Source organism: Marinococcus luteus (genome assembly GCF_034497705.1).
Taxonomy (GTDB): Bacteria; Bacillota; Bacilli; order Bacillales; family Marinococcaceae; genus Marinococcus; species Marinococcus luteus_A.
In genome coordinates, this window is record NZ_JAXRUV010000001.1 from 174,038 (window position 1) to 194,595 (window position 20,558).

Annotated in this window: 21 protein-coding genes; all 21 read left to right on the plus strand. The window is 50.8% G+C overall.

Annotation, left to right across the window (positions count from 1 at the left end):
- Positions 1–8: 8 nt before the first annotated feature.
- The 21 genes from Q9M42_RS00895 to Q9M42_RS00995 all read left to right on the plus strand — a co-directional run bounded on the left by Q9M42_RS00895 (position 9) and on the right by Q9M42_RS00995 (position 20,547).
- Positions 9–791: a ribonuclease HII gene (locus tag Q9M42_RS00895; protein ID WP_322524651.1), complete on the plus strand. Its 783-nt coding sequence runs from the start codon at positions 9–11 to the stop codon at positions 789–791.
- A 15-nt stretch (positions 792–806) separates the two neighbouring features.
- Complete coding sequence (locus Q9M42_RS00900; protein ID WP_322524652.1) at positions 807–2,357, plus strand: hypothetical protein; 1,551 nt, start codon at positions 807–809, stop codon at positions 2,355–2,357.
- On the plus strand, positions 2,354–2,647 hold the full coding sequence (locus Q9M42_RS00905; protein ID WP_322524653.1) for an EscU/YscU/HrcU family type III secretion system export apparatus switch protein: 294 nt from the start codon (positions 2,354–2,356) through the stop codon (positions 2,645–2,647). The genes Q9M42_RS00900 and Q9M42_RS00905 overlap by 4 nt, the downstream gene beginning before the upstream one ends.
- A gap of 178 nt (positions 2,648–2,825) precedes the next feature.
- Positions 2,826–3,986 (plus strand): ADP-forming succinate--CoA ligase subunit beta, encoded by a 1,161-nt coding sequence (gene sucC / locus Q9M42_RS00910; RefSeq protein WP_022792755.1) that lies wholly within the window; start codon positions 2,826–2,828, stop codon positions 3,984–3,986.
- Between the two features lie 21 nt (positions 3,987–4,007).
- Positions 4,008–4,922 carry a succinate--CoA ligase subunit alpha gene (sucD, locus tag Q9M42_RS00915; RefSeq protein WP_322524654.1) on the plus strand — a complete coding sequence of 305 codons (915 nt, stop codon included), beginning with the start codon at positions 4,008–4,010 and terminating at the stop codon, positions 4,920–4,922.
- Positions 4,923–5,024: 102 nt separating this feature from the next.
- Positions 5,025–5,900, plus strand: a complete 876-nt coding sequence (gene dprA / locus Q9M42_RS00920; RefSeq protein WP_322524655.1) for a DNA-processing protein DprA — start codon at positions 5,025–5,027, stop codon at positions 5,898–5,900.
- Positions 5,901–6,093: 193 nt separating this feature from the next.
- A complete protein-coding gene (gene topA / locus Q9M42_RS00925) occupies positions 6,094–8,169 on the plus strand; it encodes a type I DNA topoisomerase (protein ID WP_322524656.1) in 2,076 nt (691 codons plus the stop codon).
- Between the two features lie 82 nt (positions 8,170–8,251).
- On the plus strand, positions 8,252–9,565 hold the full coding sequence (gene trmFO, locus Q9M42_RS00930; RefSeq protein ID WP_322524657.1) for an FADH(2)-oxidizing methylenetetrahydrofolate--tRNA-(uracil(54)-C(5))-methyltransferase TrmFO: 1,314 nt from the start codon (positions 8,252–8,254) through the stop codon (positions 9,563–9,565).
- A 104-nt stretch (positions 9,566–9,669) separates the two neighbouring features.
- Positions 9,670–10,587, plus strand: coding sequence for a tyrosine recombinase XerC (gene xerC / locus Q9M42_RS00935; RefSeq protein WP_322524658.1), 918 nt, complete (start codon positions 9,670–9,672; stop codon positions 10,585–10,587).
- A gap of 3 nt (positions 10,588–10,590) precedes the next feature.
- Entirely contained in the window at positions 10,591–11,139 is a 549-nt protein-coding gene (gene hslV / locus Q9M42_RS00940; protein WP_091610303.1) for an ATP-dependent protease subunit HslV, read from the plus strand.
- A gap of 27 nt (positions 11,140–11,166) precedes the next feature.
- Entirely contained in the window at positions 11,167–12,579 is a 1,413-nt protein-coding gene (gene hslU, locus Q9M42_RS00945) for an ATP-dependent protease ATPase subunit HslU (RefSeq protein ID WP_322524659.1), read from the plus strand.
- A gap of 23 nt (positions 12,580–12,602) precedes the next feature.
- Positions 12,603–13,385 (plus strand): GTP-sensing pleiotropic transcriptional regulator CodY, encoded by a 783-nt coding sequence (gene codY, locus Q9M42_RS00950; RefSeq protein ID WP_322524660.1) that lies wholly within the window; start codon positions 12,603–12,605, stop codon positions 13,383–13,385.
- Between the two features lie 295 nt (positions 13,386–13,680).
- Positions 13,681–14,076, plus strand: coding sequence for a flagellar basal body rod protein FlgB (flgB, locus tag Q9M42_RS00955; RefSeq protein WP_322524661.1), 396 nt, complete (start codon positions 13,681–13,683; stop codon positions 14,074–14,076).
- 2 nt (positions 14,077–14,078) lie between these two features.
- Complete coding sequence (gene flgC / locus Q9M42_RS00960; RefSeq protein ID WP_322524662.1) at positions 14,079–14,525, plus strand: flagellar basal body rod protein FlgC; 447 nt, start codon at positions 14,079–14,081, stop codon at positions 14,523–14,525.
- Positions 14,526–14,545: 20 nt separating this feature from the next.
- Positions 14,546–14,842, plus strand: a complete 297-nt coding sequence (fliE, locus tag Q9M42_RS00965) for a flagellar hook-basal body complex protein FliE (RefSeq protein ID WP_322524663.1) — start codon at positions 14,546–14,548, stop codon at positions 14,840–14,842.
- A 29-nt stretch (positions 14,843–14,871) separates the two neighbouring features.
- The gene (fliF, locus tag Q9M42_RS00970; RefSeq protein WP_322524664.1) at positions 14,872–16,464 is read left to right on the plus strand and encodes a flagellar basal-body MS-ring/collar protein FliF; all 1,593 of its coding nucleotides are present in this window, start codon (positions 14,872–14,874) and stop codon (positions 16,462–16,464) included.
- Positions 16,465–16,479: 15 nt separating this feature from the next.
- Positions 16,480–17,493: a flagellar motor switch protein FliG gene (gene fliG, locus Q9M42_RS00975; RefSeq protein WP_322524665.1), complete on the plus strand. Its 1,014-nt coding sequence runs from the start codon at positions 16,480–16,482 to the stop codon at positions 17,491–17,493.
- A complete protein-coding gene (fliH, locus tag Q9M42_RS00980; RefSeq protein ID WP_322524666.1) occupies positions 17,486–18,229 on the plus strand; it encodes a flagellar assembly protein FliH in 744 nt (247 codons plus the stop codon). Before fliG ends, fliH begins: the two co-directional genes overlap by 8 nt.
- Entirely contained in the window at positions 18,226–19,542 is a 1,317-nt protein-coding gene (fliI, locus tag Q9M42_RS00985) for a flagellar protein export ATPase FliI (protein WP_322524667.1), read from the plus strand. Before fliH ends, fliI begins: the two co-directional genes overlap by 4 nt.
- Entirely contained in the window at positions 19,542–20,000 is a 459-nt protein-coding gene (gene fliJ / locus Q9M42_RS00990) for a flagellar export protein FliJ (protein WP_322524668.1), read from the plus strand. The genes fliI and fliJ overlap by 1 nt, the downstream gene beginning before the upstream one ends.
- On the plus strand, positions 19,993–20,547 hold the full coding sequence (locus tag Q9M42_RS00995; RefSeq protein ID WP_322524669.1) for a hypothetical protein: 555 nt from the start codon (positions 19,993–19,995) through the stop codon (positions 20,545–20,547). Before fliJ ends, Q9M42_RS00995 begins: the two co-directional genes overlap by 8 nt.
- Positions 20,548–20,558 lie beyond the last annotated feature (11 nt).

Sequence of the window (20,558 nt, forward strand, 5' to 3'; positions counted from 1 at the left end):
CAGCAGAGGTGAAAATATTGGAGAAATGGACGATAATAGCTGTAAAGGAATATTTGCAGAGACACGAGGAGCCGGATGCAGAGCTTCTGGAGGCCTGGAAGGAAGACTCCCGGGCCGGCGTCCAGAAGGAAATGCAGCGGTACGTTAAACGACAGAAGCAGAAGCAGGAAAAGTACGAGGACTTCTGCCGCCGGCTTTCGTTTGAACAGGATTATTGGGACCGGGGTTTCGAGGCGGTCGCTGGAGTGGATGAAGTCGGGCGCGGGCCGCTGGCCGGGCCGGTGACTACGGCGGCTGTTGTGCTGCCAAAGGACGTCAGTCTGGTGGAAGTGAATGACTCCAAAATGCTCTCCGCCAAAAAACGTGAAGAGCTCGAAATAAAAATTAAAGAGGTGGCGGTCGCCTGGAGCGTTGTTCATATCGAGGCGGACGAAATCGATCGTCTGAATATTTACCAGGCAACCAAAAAAGCTATGCGGACGGCAGTGGCGGATCTTAAACCTGCTCCGGATGCCCTGCTGGTAGATGCGATGACTCTGCCATTACATATTGAACAGCAGTCGCTGGTGCAGGGAGACAGCCGGAGCGTGTCGATTGCAGCTGCCTCTATTCTGGCTAAGGTGGAACGAGACCGTTATATGCAGTATTATCATACGCTCTATCCGGACTATGATTTCGCCAGCAACAAGGGCTACGGTACCCAGAATCACCTGGACGGCTTAAATCGTCTCGGCGGGTGTGCCATCCACCGGTATTCGTTTCAGCCGGTGTCCGGGTACCGGCGTTCGTAAAAGGAGAGAGAATCGATGAAGCTGTCGCTGCCATCCGCGTATGCCGGAAACCGTACAGGACAAGCTGGAAATGAAGAAATTAAAGCCGGCCAGATTATTAAAGGCACTGTCAAACAGCTGTACCCCGGGCAGCAGGCGGCGGTTACCGTGCACGGGAGAGTGTATCACGCTTCCCTGGAAGCACCGGTGGAAACCGGTAAATCATATTATTTTCAGGTGAAAAATGAACACGGCCGGCAGGTATGGCAGGTGGCAGCAAACGGGGCTGCCGCTTCTTCCGGGGATAAAGGGCATGCGCTCCTGAAGCAGCTCGGCCTTCCTGCCGGAAAGCAGGAGCAGTACATATTCCGCATGTTCGAACAGATGCGTCTGCCCGTAACGAGAGAAACGCTGCAAAAAAGCGTGCAGATGCTAAAAGGAGAAGGCACCGTAAACAAGCAGGGGATGCAGACGATTCAATGGATGCTCGGCGCAGGCGCCCCTTTAAAAACATCCATCTTTCAAAGCGTCCACCAGGTGTTGCACGGCTCGTCGCCGGCCCAGTATTTAACCGTGTTGCTCGCCCGGCACCAGGCGTCTGACGCCGTTCATCAGTCCATCAGCAGTGCCGTGCTCACCCCGGGAAGCTTTAAAGGAGACATCGAAGCTCCGACAAAGCCGATGCAGCTGTTCGCCGCGGCAGCCGCAGCGGCTGTCATTGACAAAAACGGTCAGGCCGCACAGCTGATCCACCGGTTATTTGCGGGTCTTCAGCCTCCATTGAACGCTGAAGCCTTTCTGCAGCATCTCGGTCAGGGGGCCATAAGCAGCGGATTCGTGGAAAAATGGCTTCAGTCCCAGGTGGAAGACGCGGTAAAGCTGCACCAGACGATCCAGCAGCCGGGCAGCTCGCCGCAGCTGAGCGCAAAGGTTCTGATGAGAGCCTGGCACACGCTGGTCCCGGAAGCAGTGACGGTGCTTGCCAATACGCCGCAGATGGTGGAATGGCTGAAAAATTACACCGGCAGTTCGAGCTGGTCTTCCTGGGCGGCAAGCGGGAGTAAAGAAGCGATGCAGACGTCTTACAGGCATTTAGAGCAGGCTCAGGCGCATATTATGTCGAGAACTGAACTCTCACCCCAGCATGAACGGACCGTCGCCCATGTGGCTGGTCAGCAGCTTATGCAGCAGACCGATCAGGAGGCCTGGCTCCAGCAGCTCTCCCATCTTCCGGCAAAGTGGGGGGAAATGCTTTCGGATGCTGTGGTCCACTGGGAGGGAAAACGTACCGAAGACGGAAAGCTCGATCCGGATACGTGCCATATTTTATTTCAGCTTGAGATGGACCGGCTCGGCGCTTTAATCGCTGATGTGCAGATTTATAAACGAAACGTGACGGTAAATATCAGCAGTGAAAACCCGCGCCCGGAGCAGCCGCTGCATCTTTTCCAGCCCATGCTTAAAACGGCGATGGCTTCGTTAAACTACCATCTGGTGTCGCTTCAGTGGCATGAAGATCCGGCGCCGGCGGAGAGGCAGCATGGCCGGGAACCCGGACGGAAAGGAGCATTTGATATTCGGATATGACCTCCAACCAGAACTGGACCACGAAAAAAGCAGTGGCACTTAATTATAAGCAGGGCACCTCACAGGCGCCGGCCGTCAAAGCTAAGGGGCGGGGATGGACCGCGGAACGAATTATTGAAGCGGCCGCTGAGCAGGACGTGCCGGTGCATAAAGATGCCGGGCTTGTACATATGCTTCATGAGCTTGAATGGAATGAAGAAATTCCGGAAGAGCTGTATGAAGTGGTGGCGGAAATCTTCGCCTTTATCTACCGGATGGATAAAAAAACGGCCGGTAAAAATGAAAACTAAACCGCGCAGCAGAAACTTTCACGGAAATGTTGAATTTTTTTCTAAATTTCTATACGATAAAGGATGTGTGGGAGAGAGCGAGGCCATTTAGAGGCTTTCGTTCTGCCCAGATTCGATTTTGTAATCACTTACACAGTCGATAGAAGGATTCGTATTGTAACGGTGAGGGGGAAAAAGCATGAATATTCATGAGTACCAGGGAAAAGAGCTCCTTCGTAAATACGGAGTGGCAGTCCCTAACGGAAAAGTTGCATTTACGGTAGATGAAGCAGAAGCAGCTGCAAAAGAACTGGGTTCTGACGTAACAGTGGTAAAAGCCCAGATCCACGCAGGTGGAAGAGGGAAAGCCGGCGGGGTGAAGCTCGCTAAAAACCTCGATGACGTCCGCAAATATGCTGACGAAATCCTCGGCAAAACACTGGTTACCCACCAGACCGGCCCGGAAGGTAAAGAAGTGAAACGTCTTTACATCGAAGAGGGAAGCGACATTAAGAAGGAATACTACTTAGGTGTTGTGCTCGACCGTGTATCGTCCCGCATTGTGATGATGGGCTCTGAAGAAGGCGGAACAGAAATCGAAGAAGTAGCTGAAGAAAATCCGGAAAAAATCTTCCGTGAATATATTGATCCAGCTATCGGTATGCAGCCTTATCAGGCCCGTCGCATGGCATTTAACATGAATATCCCGACAGACCTTCTGAAAGAAGCAGTGAAGTTTATGCTTGGCCTGTCCAAGGTGTTTATCGACAACGACTGCTCTATCGCAGAAATTAACCCGCTCGTAACGACCGGGGACGGGAAAGTAATGGCCCTTGATGCGAAATTCAATTTCGATTCAAACGCACTTTACCGTCAAAAAGAAATACTTGATTACCGTGACCTTGATGAAGAGGATCCAAAGGAGATCGAAGCTTCCAAATATGACTTAAGCTACATTGCCCTCGACGGCAATATCGGCTGCATGGTCAATGGTGCCGGTCTTGCGATGGCTACGATGGATATCATTAAGCACTACAGCGGTGATCCGGCGAACTTCCTGGATGTTGGCGGCGGTGCGACGGCTGAAAAAGTAACGGAAGCATTTAAAATTATCCTTGAAGATGATGCTGTTAAAGGCATTTACGTTAACATCTTCGGTGGAATCATGAAGTGCGACGTCATCGCTGACGGGGTAGTGGAAGCTACGAAGCAGACTGGACTGGAGATTCCGCTTGTTGTACGTTTGGAAGGCACGAACGTAGAAAAAGGCAAAGAAATTCTGGAAAAATCCGGATTGAATATTACAGCAGCGGACTCTATGGCAGACGGTGCGCAAAAAATTGTTTCGTTAGTTCAATAGAAAGGCAGGGACCATCGACCTATGAGCATTTATATTAATCAGGATACAAAAGTAGTTGTTCAGGGAATTACAGGATCTACCGGCCTCTTTCACACTCAGCAGGCGTTAGAGTACGGTACGAAAATCGTCGGCGGCGTGACGCCGGGTAAAGGCGGCACGGAAGTTGAAGGTGTGCCGGTTTTCAACACGCTTGATGACGCAGTGGAAGCAACCGGTGCTACCGTGTCGGTTATTTACGTTCCGCCTGCTTTTGCAGCGGACGCGATCATAGAAGCAGTGGACGCAGACCTTGATCTTGCCATCTGCATAACTGAAGGCATCCCGGTTCTTGATATGATTAAAGTGAAACGTTTTATGGAAGGCAAGCGCACCCGCCTTGTCGGTCCAAACTGCCCGGGCGTTATTACACCGGACGAGTGCAAAATCGGCATTATGCCGGGCTACATTCATAAAAAAGGACACGTAGGTGTTGTTTCCCGTTCGGGTACCCTGACGTACGAAGCGGTAGACCAGCTTACGAAAGCAGGCATCGGCCAGTCGACAGCTGTCGGTATTGGCGGCGACCCGGTAAACGGTACCAGCTTTACCGACGTGCTGCAGGCCTTTAATGACGATCCGGACACAGAAGCCGTGATCATGATTGGTGAAATCGGCGGCACAGCTGAGGAAGAAGCAGCTGAATGGGTCAAGCAGAATATGACCAAGCCAGTAGTCGGCTTCATCGGCGGTGCGACAGCCCCTCCAGGAAAACGGATGGGCCACGCCGGCGCGATTATTTCCGGCGGTAAAGGCACCGCAGAGGAAAAAATCAAAACGTTAAACGAAAGCGGCGTGCAGGTAGCAGCGACACCGGCAGAAATCGGTGATACGATGATCAACGTTCTGAAAGAACGCGGTCTGCACGAAAAATGCCTCACCCACGAACCACAAGTATAAAATAACCGCCCTCCGCTGCCTCTTTCGGGCAGGCGGAGGTTTTCTTTTTCTCTCCTGTGTTTCCCCCTAAAACCATTAACCCCCTTGAAAGGACTATCCCTCATGCAAAATCTCTCCTTTAATGAACGACTTCTGGCTGTCCACGAATTTCCCTATTTTCAATGGAAGCACGTAACAGAGCTGCTGCGCCGCGACCGTGATTTACTTTTCCCCTTTACGCACCCTCATCTTCTGCCTGTAAACAGCGCCCATTTGACTGCCTGGCGAAAATATATGTCCCAGCTTGCCATGCAGCGGAGGCTCGCGTGGTACCGGGAGCAGGGCATCGGATGGATTACATATTTTGACGAACGCTATCCGTTGTCTTTAAAGTCAATATACGATGCGCCGTGGGTGCTTTACACGAAAGGGAACACAGAGCTGCTTCAAGAAGGCCCCCGGCTGGCGGTAGTCGGCTCCCGGAGCATGACTTCGTACGGCAGAGCAGCTGTGGAAGCATTTCTTTCGCACGGGCAGGTGCAGATTGTCAGCGGACTGGCAAGAGGCGTCGACGGCCACGCCCACCGGCAGGCATTAACAATGGGAGCCCCGGCTATTGCGGTGCTCGGCTCCGGGTTTGGTTGTATTTATCCGAGGGAGCATCTCGCTCTGGCAAAAAATATTGCTGCCGAGGGGATGCTTTTGAGCGAATATCCTCCGGACAGATCTCCAAAAAAGTGGCACTTTCCGGCCAGAAACCGTATTATCAGCGGCCTGTCCGATAAAATATTTGTGGTGGAAGCGGACGTAAACAGCGGATCCCTCATTACAGCATCCCTTGCGCTTGAACAGGGCAGGGAGGTCTGCGCACTGCCGGGGCCCGTGTTTTCCAGGCAGAGTGCGGGGACGAACCAGCTGATTTATGACGGTGCTCTCCCGGTCCTCAAGCCGGAGGATTTAAGCATATCCGGCAGCCGGACCACGTCTCATAACAGCTGACGGAATTGAAACGGAATTTTAAATTTTCCGTATGTTATGCTAGACACGTCCAGTAAACTGTGAAAGAATAATTGTGATTTCAAGCACAAAACGCACTGAAACGAGCAAGATTATAAAAGCATCACTATTTGACAGAGTAATTTATTCGAGTTAATAATGGTAATATTTCATTGAGACAAAGGGGAGAAGAGGAATGGCCGACTATTTAGTCATCGTGGAATCTCCCGCAAAAGCAAAAACAATCGAAAAGTATTTAGGGAAAAAATATGCGGTGAAAGCTTCAATGGGGCACGTAAGAGATCTGCCGAAAAGCCAAATGGGAGTCGACACTGAAAACAATTATGACCCGAAATATATAACGATACGCGGGAAAGGTCCAGTTTTAAAAGAATTAAAAACGGCTGCAAAAAAAGCGAAAAAAGTATATCTCGCAGCCGACCCTGACAGAGAGGGTGAAGCCATTGCCTGGCACCTGGCGCACAGCTTAAACATTGATGAAGATTCGGAATGCCGTGTTGTTTTTAACGAAATTACAAAAACGGCGGTGAAGGATGCGTTTAAGCACCCCCGATCCATCAATATGGATCTGGTGGACGCCCAGCAGGCCCGCCGGATACTTGACCGGCTCGTCGGCTACAACATCAGTCCATTACTATGGAAGAAAGTGAAAAAGGGACTGAGCGCCGGCCGGGTGCAGTCGATTGCTGTGAAGATGATTATTGACCGGGAAAAAGAAATTAAGGCGTTTATTCCGGAAGAATACTGGAGTATTAATGGAACGTTCTCGGACGGGGATGCGGAATTTGAGGCGAAATTTCACGGCACAGCGAAAGAAAAGCAGGCGCTTGCCTCCCGGGAAGACGTTGACGGCGTGCTTCAAAAGATGAAAGGCGATCAGTTTGAAGTAACAAAGGTTACGAGAAAAGAACGTAAACGTAATCCGGTGCAGCCGTTCACGACCTCGTCCCTGCAGCAGGAGGCAGCGAGAAAGCTGAATTTCCGTGCGAAAAAGACGATGATGGTGGCCCAACAGCTGTATGAAGGTATTGACCTGGGTAAACCGGCTGGCACTGTCGGTTTAATCACCTATATGCGGACAGACTCCACCAGGGTTTCCCAAACCGCCAAGGAAGAAGCCCGGACGTTTATTACGGAAAAGTACGGCGAAGAATACATCCGCCATGGCGAGCGAAAGAATACTAAAAGCAGCAACAGTCAGGATGCCCACGAGGCGATCCGGCCGACATCGATCATGTATGAACCAAAACAGGTGAAAAGCTCGCTTTCAAGAGACCAGTACCGGCTGTACAAGCTCATCTGGGAACGTCTGGTGGCTAGTGAAATGGCTCCGGCTGTTATGGACACCATGTCGGTGGACCTTGATAATGAAGGCGTGCTGTTCCGGGCGACCGGGTCCAAAGTGAAATTCCCCGGCTTTATGAAGGTGTACGTGGAAGGCCAGGATGACGGAAAAAAAGAAGAGGATAAAATGCTTCCGGATCTTCAGGAGGGCCAGATGGTCACCCGGACGGATATGGAAGAAAATCAGCATTTCACCCAGCCGCCGCCGCGTTACACAGAAGCCCGGCTCGTTCGCACGATGGAGGAAATGGGCATCGGCCGGCCGTCAACGTATGCCCCGACGCTCGACACTGTGCAGCGCCGGAACTACGTAGCGCTTGAAGAAAAGCGTTTCGTGCCGACTGAACTCGGTGAAATTGTCATGGATCTGGTTGTGGAATTTTTCCCGGAAATTCTCGATGTGGAATTTACCGCAAAGATGGAAAACGATCTTGACTACATTGAAGAAGGAAAACAAAATTGGATCGAGATTATCGATGAATTTTACCAGGGATTTGAGCCAAGGCTGAAAAAAGCCGAGGAAGAAATGGAAGAAGTCGAAATTAAAGATGAGCCGGCAGGCGAAGACTGCGAGCAGTGCGGACATCCGATGGTATATAAAATGGGCCGTTACGGAAAGTTTATGGCCTGCTCCAATTTCCCGGAATGCCGTAATACGAAAGCGATTGTCAAAGATATTGGCGTGAAATGCCCGAAATGTAAAGAGGGAAATGTCGTTGAACGCCGAAGTAAGAAAAAGCGGATCTTTTACGGCTGCGACCGGTACCCGGACTGCGAATTTGTTTCCTGGGATAAACCGATTGCCCGCCCGTGTCCGAAATGTGAAAATATGCTTGTAGAGAAAAAGACGAAAAAAGGCGTACACGTCCAGTGCTCTGAATGTGATTATAAGGAAGAACCAAATTAAAAATGACTGGTTACAGCGCAGGTCTGACTGCTTCCGAAAGGAATAGTTGCCTGCGCTTTCAAAAGGGAAAGGAGTTTTTATCATGAAAAGTACACCTGTTCACATCGTCGGTGCAGGGCTTGCCGGAAGCGAAGCGGCATGGCAGCTTGCAAAACAGGGCGTGCCGGTCAGGCTTCACGAAATGCGTCCGAACAAACAGACGGCCGCCCATCATACCGATAAATTTGCGGAGCTGGTCTGCAGTAATTCCCTTCGGGCCAACAACCTTACAAATGCCGTCGGCGTATTAAAGGAAGAAATGAGGAATCTCGACAGCGTGATTATCGAGGCGGCAGACGCGGCGTCGGTACCTGCAGGCGGCGCTCTTGCCGTAGACCGGCATGAATTTGCCGCGAAGGTCACGGAAAAAGTAAAAAATCACCCGCTCGTGGAAGTGGTATCGGAGGAAGTGACCCACATACCGGATGAACCGGCAATTATTGCCACAGGTCCGCTGACCACTGAGTCGCTCTCTGAGGATATTTTTAACCTGACCGGCGAAGAGCATTTGTACTTTTACGATGCAGCGGCACCGATTGTGGAAACAGACAGCATCGATATGGACAAAGCGTATGTAAAATCCCGGTACGATAAAGGGGAAGCAGCGTACATCAACTGTCCGATGACAGAAGAGGAATTTGACCGCTTCTACGATGCACTGGTGGAAGCAGAAGTTGTTCCGCTGCGTGAATTTGAGAAAAACATCTTTTTTGAAGGCTGTATGCCGGTCGAGGAAATTGCCCGCAGAGGCAAAAAGACCCTGCTGTTTGGCCCGATGAAGCCGGTCGGCCTGGAGCACCCGGAAACAGGGGAGCGCCCGCACGCCGTCGTGCAGCTGCGCCAGGACAACCAGGAAGGGACGCTCTTTAACATTGTCGGCTTCCAGACGCATCTCAAATGGGGACCGCAAAAGGAAGTAATCCGCTTAATCCCCGGGCTTGAAAATGCCGACATCGTCCGCTACGGCGTGATGCACCGGAATACATTTTTGAATTCCCCGAACTTCCTGAATCCGACCTATCAGACGAAAGCCCGCAGCGATTTGTTCTTCGCCGGACAGATTACCGGGGTGGAAGGCTACGTGGAATCAGCTGCTTCCGGGCTGGTCGCCGGATGGAATGCGGCTAAACAATATTTGCAGGAAGAAACGGACACCTTCCCGAAGGAAACGGTGATCGGGGCCATGAGTCACTATATTACGACGGCCGGCGCCAAAAACTTTCAGCCGATGAACGCCAACTTCGGCCTGCTGCCCGCCCCGGAGCAGAAAATCAAAAACAAGCGGGAACGCAATGAATACTACGCAGAACGGGCTCTGGATGCCATTCAGAATTTTAAGAAAAAAGTCCAAATATGATTGCTAGGCTGCAGGGTTTATGATACGATTTACTAGCTTTTGTCTTCATAAGACGGCAACAGAACCGCAGAAGGAAGACGAAAGCGCAAAGGAGCAAAAAGCTGATGAACCCGCTATTAACCTGGAGGGAAGAATTTTTCCGCTATCTGGAGCTTGAAAAAAACATTTCCTCTTATACGAAAACAGCTTACGAACAGGACTTGATTGAATTTGAAGCGTTTATGCAGCAGGAGGGCTGGAAGTACGTGGAGGAGGTTGATCCAACGCTCGTCCGCCTCTACTACAGCAGCATGTACGACCGCTCGTATGCAAGGGCGACAGTAGCGCGGAAAATCTCCGCGCTGCGTGCGTATTTCCGCTATCTGCAGCGTGAAGAATATATTGAACAAAATCCGTTCATCGGTGCGAGCCATCCGAAAAAAGAGCGGCCGCTTCCCCACTTTTTATATGAAGAAGAGATTGAATCGCTGTTTGCTTCATTTGATTTGAGCAAGCCGCTTGATATCAGGGATAAAGCCATTATGGAGCTGCTTTATGCGACAGGCATGCGCATCAGCGAATGCCAGCAGCTGCAGGCCGATGACCTCGATGACTATCTTGGCACCATTCTGGTGAAGGGAAAAGGCCGGAAGGAGAGGTACGTGCCGGTAGGAAGCTTTGCCCAGGAAGCCGTCGAGCTGTACAAAATGAACGTGCGTCCGGAGCTGGCAGCTAAAAGCAGCGCGCCGACCGGCCAGCTGTTTTTAAACGCCCGGGGCGGTCCTCTGACCGATCGCGGATTCCGCCATGTCATCAACGAACGGGTGAAAAAGGTCTCAAGCACGCTCCGTATTTCTCCTCATGATCTGAGGCATACGTTTGCGACACATCTGCTCAATCACGGGGCAGACCTGCGGGTCGTGCAGGATCTTCTCGGCCATGCCAATTTATCCACAACCCAGATTTATACTCATGTAACGAAAGAACGGCTTCAGGATGTGTATCGACATGCACATCCAAGAGCAGAAAGGAAGCGTGAATAACTAATGGAACCATCCTTTCACGCCACAACCATATACGCAGTCCATCACGACGGTAAAGGAGCGATGGCCGGTGACGGCCAGGTGACGCTCGGCCAGCAGGTGGTCATGAAGCATACGGCACGAAAAGTGAGACGGCTGTACAACGGGAAAGTTCTCGCCGGCTTTGCCGGATCGGTAGCTGACGCGTTTACACTGTTTGACTTGTTTGAAGAAAAACTCGAGCAGTGGAGCGGCAATCTGCAGCGTGCTGCCGTTGAGCTTGCCAAGGATTGGCGCAGCGATAAGACGCTGCGGCGTCTGGAAGCGATGCTCATTGTTATGGATAAATCCACCATGCTTTTGGTCGCGGGCACAGGAGAAGTAATAGAGCCTGATGATAATATGCTTGCGATCGGCTCCGGGGGCAATTTTGCGCTCAGTGCCGGACGGGCACTCAAAAAGCATGCCACGCACCTGACCGCCCGGGAAATGGCTGAGGCTTCGCTTGAGACAGCAGCAGATATATGTGTTTTCACCAACCATGAAATCATAGTTGAAGATTTGGAATCTTAAAACATAGTCCGCTAAGGGGGCTTATTAATGGAAATTTCGATGACACCCAAACAGATTGTAGAACGGCTCGATCAATATATTATTGGCCAGAATGAAGCGAAACGGTCTGTTGCGGTAGCTCTTCGCAACCGGTACCGCAGAAGCAAGCTGCCCGAACAGCTTCAGGAGGAAGTAACGCCGAAAAATATTCTGATGATCGGACCGACGGGCGTAGGTAAAACAGAAATTGCCCGCCGGATTGCGAAGCTTGTCGGCGCCCCGTTTTCAAAGGTGGAAGCCACAAAATTTACAGAAGTCGGCTATGTCGGCCGCGACGTGGAATCGATGATCCGGGATCTGGTGGAGGTTGCCGTACGGATTGTAAAGGAAGAAAAAACAGCCTCCGTACAGGAAAAAGCAGAAAAAGCTGCGAATAAAAAAATTGTCCGGCTGCTTGCCCCGAGAAAACGCAAAAATCGTCAGGCGGACAGCAACTCCGGCAATCCGTTCGGGATGCTTTTTCAGCAGAATGAGGACAACGAGGAAGAAGAAGAGACAGACACCGCGGATAACAGTGATCTTCGCGAGCAGCGCCGGCAGCTGCAGAAGCAGCTGGAAATGGGTGAGCTTGAAGACCGTAAAGTAACCATAGAGGTCGAACAGCAGTCCGGATCCATGGGTGACATGTTTCAGGGCGGCGGCATGGAGCAGATGGGTATGAACATGCAGGAGATGCTCGGGAACATGATGCCGAAGAAAACGAGCAGCCGCACCCTCCCCGTGCGCGAAGCACGAAAGGTGCTGACCGAGCAGGAAGCCCAGAAAATGATCGATATGGACGAGGTGAGCACGGAAGCTGTTTACCGGGCGGAGCAGCTGGGAATTGTGTTCCTGGATGAAATTGATAAAGTGACCGGTAAAAAGGAAAGCAGCAGTGCGGACGTTTCGCGCGAAGGCGTACAGCGGGACATTCTGCCGATTGTGGAAGGCTCGACGGTCAATACCAAGTACGGTCCGGTGCGCACCGACCATATGCTGTTTATCGCAGCCGGTGCTTTTCATACGGCCAAGCCTTCCGATTTAATTCCTGAGCTGCAAGGAAGATTTCCGGTGCGTGTCGAATTAGATAACTTAGGGGCAGCAGACTTTGCCCGGATCTTGCGGGAGCCGGACCAGGCTCTGACCAAGCAGTACCAGGCACTCATCCGCACCGAAGGTATTGAAGTGACGTTTACAGACGAAGCTGTCGATACTATTGCGGAATTAGCGGAAGCGGTCAATCAGCAGACAGAAAACATCGGCGCACGACGGCTGCACACGCTGCTTGAAAGACTGCTCGAAGATCTGTCCTTCGAGGCTCCGGAAATTACCATGGACGCTATCACCATTACGCCGGAGTACGTCAATGATAAACTGGCAACGATCGCCAGGGACCGGGACGTCAGCCGGTACATTTTGTAGCATAAATCAGGAGGAGAATCAGCATGGATTTGTTAACGAGAAGCAGAAGAATTAATGAAATGTTACAGAAAACACAGGGAGACCACGTCAATTTTAAAGATATGGCCGAAACCCTTCAGGAAATTATCGGAGCCAATGTGTTTGTGGTCAGCCGCCGTGGAAAGCTGCTCGGCTACTCGATCGAACAGGAAATCGAGCATGAAAAAATGCAGCGGATTTTAGAGGAGCGCCAGTTTCCACAGGAATACACCTCCGGTTTGTTCAGCATCAATGAAACCTCGCCGAATCTGGACGTACAAAGTGAATACACGGCATTTCCACAGGAAAGCGCTGAATTATTTGCGTCCGGCCTGACAACGATTGTACCGATCGTTGGCGGCGGCCAGCGTCTTGGCACGCTCGTTCTGGCCCGGTTAAGCGAAACGTTTGATGATGATGATCTGATCCTCGCCGAATACGGAGCGACTGTGGTCGGTATGGAAATCCTTCATGAAAAAACACAGGAAATTGAAGAGGAAGCAAGAAGTAAAGCCGTTGTGCAGATGGCTATCAGCTCTCTTTCCTACAGCGAACTCGAAGCGGTAGAGCATATTTTCGAAGAACTCGACGGCAAGGAAGGGCTGCTTGTAGCAAGTAAAATTGCCGACCGTGTCGGCATTACCCGCTCCGTGATCGTCAACGCCCTGCGTAAGCTTGAAAGCGCCGGCGTGATCGAATCAAGATCCCTCGGCATGAAGGGGACCTATATCAAAGTATTAAACAACAAGTTTTTGTATGAACTCGAGAAAATTAAAAATAACGATTAAATTTTTAGTGCGGTCCCTTTAAGGGGCCGCATTTTTTGGTTCTTAAACTAAAATGCAATAAACGGAGTGCGATTTATACTACTGAAAACGAAATACTATACAATAAATAAGCACAATAAAGATAAAAGAACTACTTAAAAATAGTTTATCTGCTTAGCCGGAAGTTACTGAAATGCTGAAAAAGAAATATTGATTAGACAAATGTACATTTTTTCTATACAATTTAGGAAGTAATGCTCATATAAAAGTAAATAACTAAACCTTTAGTATTAATTAAAAACCCAGAGGTGAGAAAATGGAACTGTTCCAATCCGGGGCATGGCAGAAATTACAGGCGGGTGTCGAAGGAGCATCGCTCAGACAGAAGGCAATCACGGATAATATAGCCAATATTGACACCCCGAACTATAAAGCAAAGGAAGTTTCCTTTCAGGACATGCTAAAAGAAGAAAGCAGCAGTCAAATGGAAGCTGTGCGGACAGACGCAAAACACTTCTCTTTTCAGAATAATCAAAATTCTCCAGGCGTGTACGAGCAGAAGGGCAATACATACAACAATAACGGAAACAATGTAGACATTGACAAAGAAATGACCGAGCTTTCGGAGAACCAACTGCATTATAACGCCATAATTGACCGTATTAACGGAAAATTTGGCGGTATTAAATCAGCTATCCGGGGAGGGTCATAATCATGTCTATTTTTAATGGGATTCAAGCCTCCGGTTCGGCCCTGACGGCTCAGCGTCTAAGAATGGATGTCGTGAGCTCCAACCTTGCGAATGCAGATTCCACAAGAGGCCGCCTCGTCGATGGGGAATGGCAGCCGTACCAGCGCAAAACCGTTTCCATGAGCCCAAAGCAGGAGAATTCCTTTCAGTCGAATTTAACGAAAGCATTAAATGATCAGGGCGGCGTGCGGGTGTCAGAAATAGGTGTAGATGATGCCCCTTTTGATGAGGTTTACCAGCCTGAGCATCCCGATGCCAATGAAGAAGGCTACGTACAGATGCCAAATGTGGACCCTTTAAAAGAAATGACGGATTTGACCTCGGCCTCACGCTCGTATGAGGCAAACGTTACGGCACTTAATGCCAATAAAAATATGATGATGAAAGCACTTGAAATCGGTAAAAACTAACCGAGGAGGGAGGAATACGGATGGAAATCCCAAATGTACAGGCCCCGGTAATGAAAGCAGCAAATGAGGCGGGCCAGGCATCGGTAAAAGAAACCGGTGATTCGTTTCAAAAAGCAATGAGCGAGGCGATGAGTAAAGTCAATGAAGCCCAGCTCGAGTCGGATCGGATGACAGAAAAACTGGTGACCGGCGAAGCTGATAATCTGCATGATGTAATGATTGCTGCGGAAAAAGGAAGTGTCTACATGCAGACGGCCACCGAGGTGAGAAACAAGGCGGTGGAAGCTTACAAAGAAATGATGCGGATGCAGGTGTAATCGTAAAGAGGAAGGTATGAAGCGGAGTTATGAAAGAAAAATGGAAAGAATACAGCCAAAAGGCGAAAACGTATTGGAGCAGCCGCAGTAAAAAACAAAAGAGAATATATATCTTTGGCACGACGGCGATCTTTCTTTTTCTCCTCATCAGCATAATGCTGTTTTCGCGGACAAACTTTGAGCCTCTTTACACCGATCTGGCACCGGAAACAGCAGGGAGCATCAAAGAAACGCTCGACACCCGCGGAGTGAAGTATGAAATATCGAACGAAGGGACTACCATCAGCGTACCGAAGGATCAGGTGGATACGTTAAAGGTGGACCTGGCGGCTGAGGGGCTTCCGCAGGACGGGGCGATCGACTACAGCTTTATTGAAGACCAGACCGGCTTTGGAATGACGGACAATGAATTTTCCGTCATGGAGCGGGCGGCGCTGCAGACCGAGCTTGAGGCGTTGATTTCCAACATGGACGCGGTGGAAAGCACCGATGTCATGATTAACATGCCGGAGGAGGCCACATGGGTAGCCGAGGAGGCAGAAGCAGCTACGGCATCGGTAACCGTTGATTTGAGCGGCACCGGAGAACTGGATCAGGAGCAGGTGAAAACCCTGTACAACCTTGTATCCAAAAGTGTGCCCGATCTGCCGGTGGAAAACATTGATATCAGTGATACAAGCATGAACTATTATACATATGAAGAAAACGGGTCCTCTGGTTCCGCTATGAATGAATACGAGGACCAGCGTGCGGTCCAGCAGGATATCGAAAAAGACATCCGCCGTGACGTACAGCAAATGCTCGGTACGGTAGCCGGCCAGAATAAAGTAATGGTATCAGTAACGACAGACATCGACTTTACGAAAGAAAACCGGGAGGAAGACCTGGTGGAGCCGGTGGATGAAGAAACGATGGAAGGCATTGCCGTGAGTGCCGAAGAAGTTGCGGAAGCCTACGAAGGTGTTGATCCGCTCGAAGAGGGCGAAGCAGGTGCGGGGGAGGAAGACGTAGCCAACTACCCTGCCGGTACAGAAGCAGCCGGTGACTCAGAGCGGACCGAAGAACGAATCAACTACGAAGTGAACCGTATACATAAAGAGATTCAGGAGAGTCCGTACAAGCTGCGCGACCTCGGTATTCAGGTCATGGTGGAGCCGCCGGATCCGGAGGACCCGAATTCTTTAGAGCCGGAAACGGTGGATAACATGCAGGCGATGCTTGAGACCGTCATCAGTACGAGCATCGATAAAGAATATCTTGAGGTGGAAGGCGAGGAGATGGATGTAGAAGAAAAAGTCTCTATTTCCTCCCAGACCTTCCTCGGCGCAGAAGAGATCGATCAGGAAGCAGGCGGCCTTCCGTGGTGGGCATATGCGTTAATGGCTGTCGGCGCTGCTGGTCTTATCGTATTAGTGGTATGGCTTGTACGTCGGAAAAAGCCAGCAGAAGCTAAAGAAGAAACCATTCAGGCTGTGGAATTTGAACAGCGCGACGTCCCTGACCTGGAAAGCAGCCGGGAAATGACCGAGGAAGAAATGAAACGAAACCAGCTCGAGAAGTTAGCAAAGGAAAAGCCGGAAGAATTTTCAAAGCTGCTTCGTTCCTGGCTGTCCGATGATTAAAAGGGGGAGCGGCAATTGCAGAAAAGAAAAGAAACGCTGACCGGGAAACAAAAGGCAGCTGTGCTGCTCATTTCATTGGGGCCGGACGTTTCAGCCGAAGTATATAAGCATTTACGGGAAGACGAGATTGAAAAGCTGACGCTTGAAATCGCGAACGTACGAAAAGTGGAGAGCTCGAAAAAAGAAGAGGTAATGAATGAATTTCATCAAATAGCCATTGCTCAGGATTACATTTCCCAGGGAGGCATCGGCTACGCCAAAAGCGTGCTTGAAAAAGCGCTTGGAGAAGAGGAAGCGATGCATATGATCAACCGCCTCACGTCATCGCTGCAGGTAAAGCCGTTTGATTTTGCCCGTAAAGCTGAGCCTTCCCAGGTGCTGAACTTCATTCAAAATGAGCATCCGCAGACAATCGCTCTTGTGCTTTCCTACTTAGAGCCGGGGCAGGCGGGCCAGATTTTGTCGGAGCTGCCTGAGACGCAGCAGACCGATGTGGCCCGCCGCATTGCAAAAATGGACCGGACTTCACCGGAGATCGTAAGCGAAGTGGAAGCAGTGCTTGAACAAAAGCTTTCCACGTCCGTCACCCAGGATTTCACCGAAGCGGGAGGCATTGAATCCGTCGTAGAAGTGCTGAACGGGGTGGACCGCAGCACGGAAAAGATTATTCTTGAATCCCTGGAACAGGAGGATCCGGAGCTGGCCGAAGAAATCAAAAAGCGGATGTTCGTGTTTGAAGACGTGGTGGCGCTTGATAACCGCTCGATTCAGCGGGTGGTACGCGACGTCAATAACGACGATCTGCAGCTTGCCCTTAAGGTGGCAAGCGAGCAGGTGAAAGAAGTCGTTTTCCAGAACATGTCCCAGCGGATGGCCGAAACGTTCCAGGAGGAAATGGAATTTATGGGGCCGGTAAGACTGCGTGATGTAGAAGAAGCACAGTCGAGAATTGTCGGTATTATCCGCAGACTTGAAGAAACGGGGGAAATTGTAATCGCCCGCGGCGGAGGAGATGATGTTATTGTCTAACGTATTTCGCACGCACGTCAGCGCAGAGCACCGAACCATTGCACCGAGAAAAATCGTGTATGAAGAAACGGCCCCGCAGATCGATGAGCATTTTCTCCAGCAGCGTCAGGCAGAACAGTTAAAAGAGCAGGCCAGGCGGCTGCATGAGCAGGCCGAACAGGTCTGGAAGGAAACCCAGGAAAAAATCACACAGGAAGAAAAAGGCGCTGAGGAGCGTATTGCTGCATGGGCCGAAGAGGCCAAGCAGCAAGGATATGCCGAGGGTTTTAAAAGTGGGGAGGAAAAAGGCTTCGAAGCGTGGCAGGAAAAGATTAGCCATGCCGGACGAATCATAGAATCTGCGGAACAGGCCTTTCATGAGCGCCTGAACGAAGCCGAACCGACAGCGATCGATATTGCGGTGCAGGCACTTGAAAAAATGCTGGGACCGGAATGGCTGCCGGATGAACACTGGCGGATGCAGCTCTCGACGGCAGTCAGCTCTCTTCGTGAGCAGGGCAACATCCGGGTGCTCGTCAGCGCGGAAGATTATGAAGAAGTGCGAATATATAAAGAAGAGCTGCAAAACGCGGCCGGAAGCGACCAGAAGGTGACCATTTATCCGGACGCGCAGATGAAAGAGCGGCAATGCGTGCTCGAAACGGACTTCGGAAAACTCGACGTTTCCCTTGACACTCAGCTCAAGGAATTAAAAAAACAGCTCCAGGCTGTTGTTAAAGAAGGCATGCCGGTATGAGAGCAGAGCATGCAGCGAAACAGGTGAAACAAATGTCTCTGTACCGTTCCTACGGAAGTGTGGAACGGGTGATTGGATTAATGGTGGAGTCGCGCGGACCGAAAACAAACGTTGGTGACATCTGCTACATATATGGCGTGGGAAGCGACAGTTCCACGGCCGCTGAAGTAGTTGGTTTCCGGCAGGAATACGTGCTGCTGATGCCGTTGGAGTCGTTAAAAAACATCAGCCCGGGTTGTACGGTCGAAGCCACCGGCAAGCCATTGAAAATCAAGGCAGGAGCAGGGCTGATCGGGCGCGTGCTAAATGGCATGGGAGAGCCGATGGATCATCAGGAGCTTCCGGAAGGGCTGGTCAGCGTTTCTTCGGAGGCAGCACCGCCTGCTCCGCTTGAGCGGCCAAGGATTAAAAACGTCATGCCGACTGGTGTAAGAGTGATTGACAGTCTGCTCACGATGGGCGAAGGCCAGCGGATAGGCATCTTTGCCGGAAGCGGTGTCGGAAAAAGCACCCTGCTTTCGATGATCACGCGCTACACGGAAGCCGACATTAATGTAATCGCGCTTATCGGAGAACGTGGGCGCGAGGTCCGGGATTTTATCGAACGCGACCTGGGAGAAGAGGGCATGGCCAGATCAGTGCTGATCGTAGCGACTTCGGACCAGCCCGCTTCGATGCGGATCCAGGGAGCCTACACGGCGACAGCCATTGCCGAATATTTTCGCTCCAAAGGAAAAAAGGTCAATTTCATGATGGACTCCATCACCCGGTTTGCGATGGCACGAAGAGAAATCGGCCTTGCGATTGGCGAGCCTCCTACGACAAAAGGATACCCGCCGTCAGTATTTGCTCTCCTGCCGGGACTGCTTGAGCGGACTGGCACAAGTAACGAAGGCTCGATTACCGCGTTTTATACGGTGCTTGTGGACGGGGACGACATGAACGAGCCAATTGCCGATGCCGTACGCGGTATTCTCGACGGTCACTTTGTACTCGAACGGTCGCTTGCCAACAAAAATCATTTTCCGGCCATCGACGTGCTTCAAAGCGTCAGTCGGGTGATGTCAGAAATTACGGATAAAGCTCATCAGGAGGCAGCCTCGAAAGTAAAAAGCTGGCTTGCGGCTTACCGGGAAGCAGAAGACCTTATACGAATCGGGGCCTACCGCAAAGGCAGCTCGCCCGAAACAGACGAGGCACTCGAAAAATTACCTGCCGTTGAAGCACTTATTCAGCAGCGGTCGATGGAAGCATCGACGATGGAACAGACGCTGCAAAAGCTGCAAAAAGTTATGGAGAAAGGAGCATCCTAATGTCCTACCAATTTTCTTTAGAACAGCTGCTGCAGCTGAGAGACCGCGAAAAAGACCAGAAGGTAAAATCCTACAATGAGGCAGTGGACGAGTTTGAGCAGAAAGCAGGCACCCTCTATGAAATGCTCCGTTCCAAAGAGCACGCAGAAGAAATAAACCGGGAGAAAATGACCCGGGGGGTGACGGTACGGGAGCTTCGTCAGCAGGAAAAAATGCTGCATATGTATGAACGGGAAGCAGCCGTTCTCGAAGAAGCGGTGAGCAAAGCTCGCTGGATGATGCAGCGTGAAGAAAAAGCGATGCAGGAAGCATGGCGTGAAAACCGGAAGCTTGAGCTGATAAAAGAAAAAGAAGAAGCAAAGCATATGGAAAAATTAAAGCGGAACGAGCGTATGGCCATGGATGACACAGCGGTGCAAATGTATCTCCAGAAGCAGACGGTGCAGCATTATGGCTGAAAAAGAAAAGAAAAAAGGCAGTTTTTTTCAATGGTTTTTCATGCTGTTTCTTATCCCGCTTCTTTTCGCCATTGTTCTGTCGGTGGCTGTTATGTCCTTTATGGGGATAAATGTCACTCAGCTCGGCCAGGACGTAGTGAAGTCGGTCACCGGCAGCGAAGAAAGTGCCGATGACGCCGGAGCTTCCGGTGAAGAACTCAAAGCCAAGGAAGAGGAAATCGTCGAACTGCAGCAGAGGCTTGATGAACGGGAGCGGGAGCTTGAAAGCGTGGAAGAAGAGCTTGAGGAACTGACGCTCGAATCAGAAACTGAAGAGAATGATGAAGAGGAAGAAAGCGGCGGGAACACCGGTTCAGCCCAGAAAATTTACGAGGAAATGAAGCCGGCAACTGCGGCAGCGGTGCTCGAACAGCAGGAAACTGAAGTTATTGTCCAGCATTTGTACACGCTGCAGCCGGAGGAACAGGCCGCCATACTCGAAGAGATGGATGAGGAGCTTGCTGCTTCCGTTGTCTCGGGGGTTGAAGGCCTCGACCTGGAACAGTAAAAGAAAGGAGA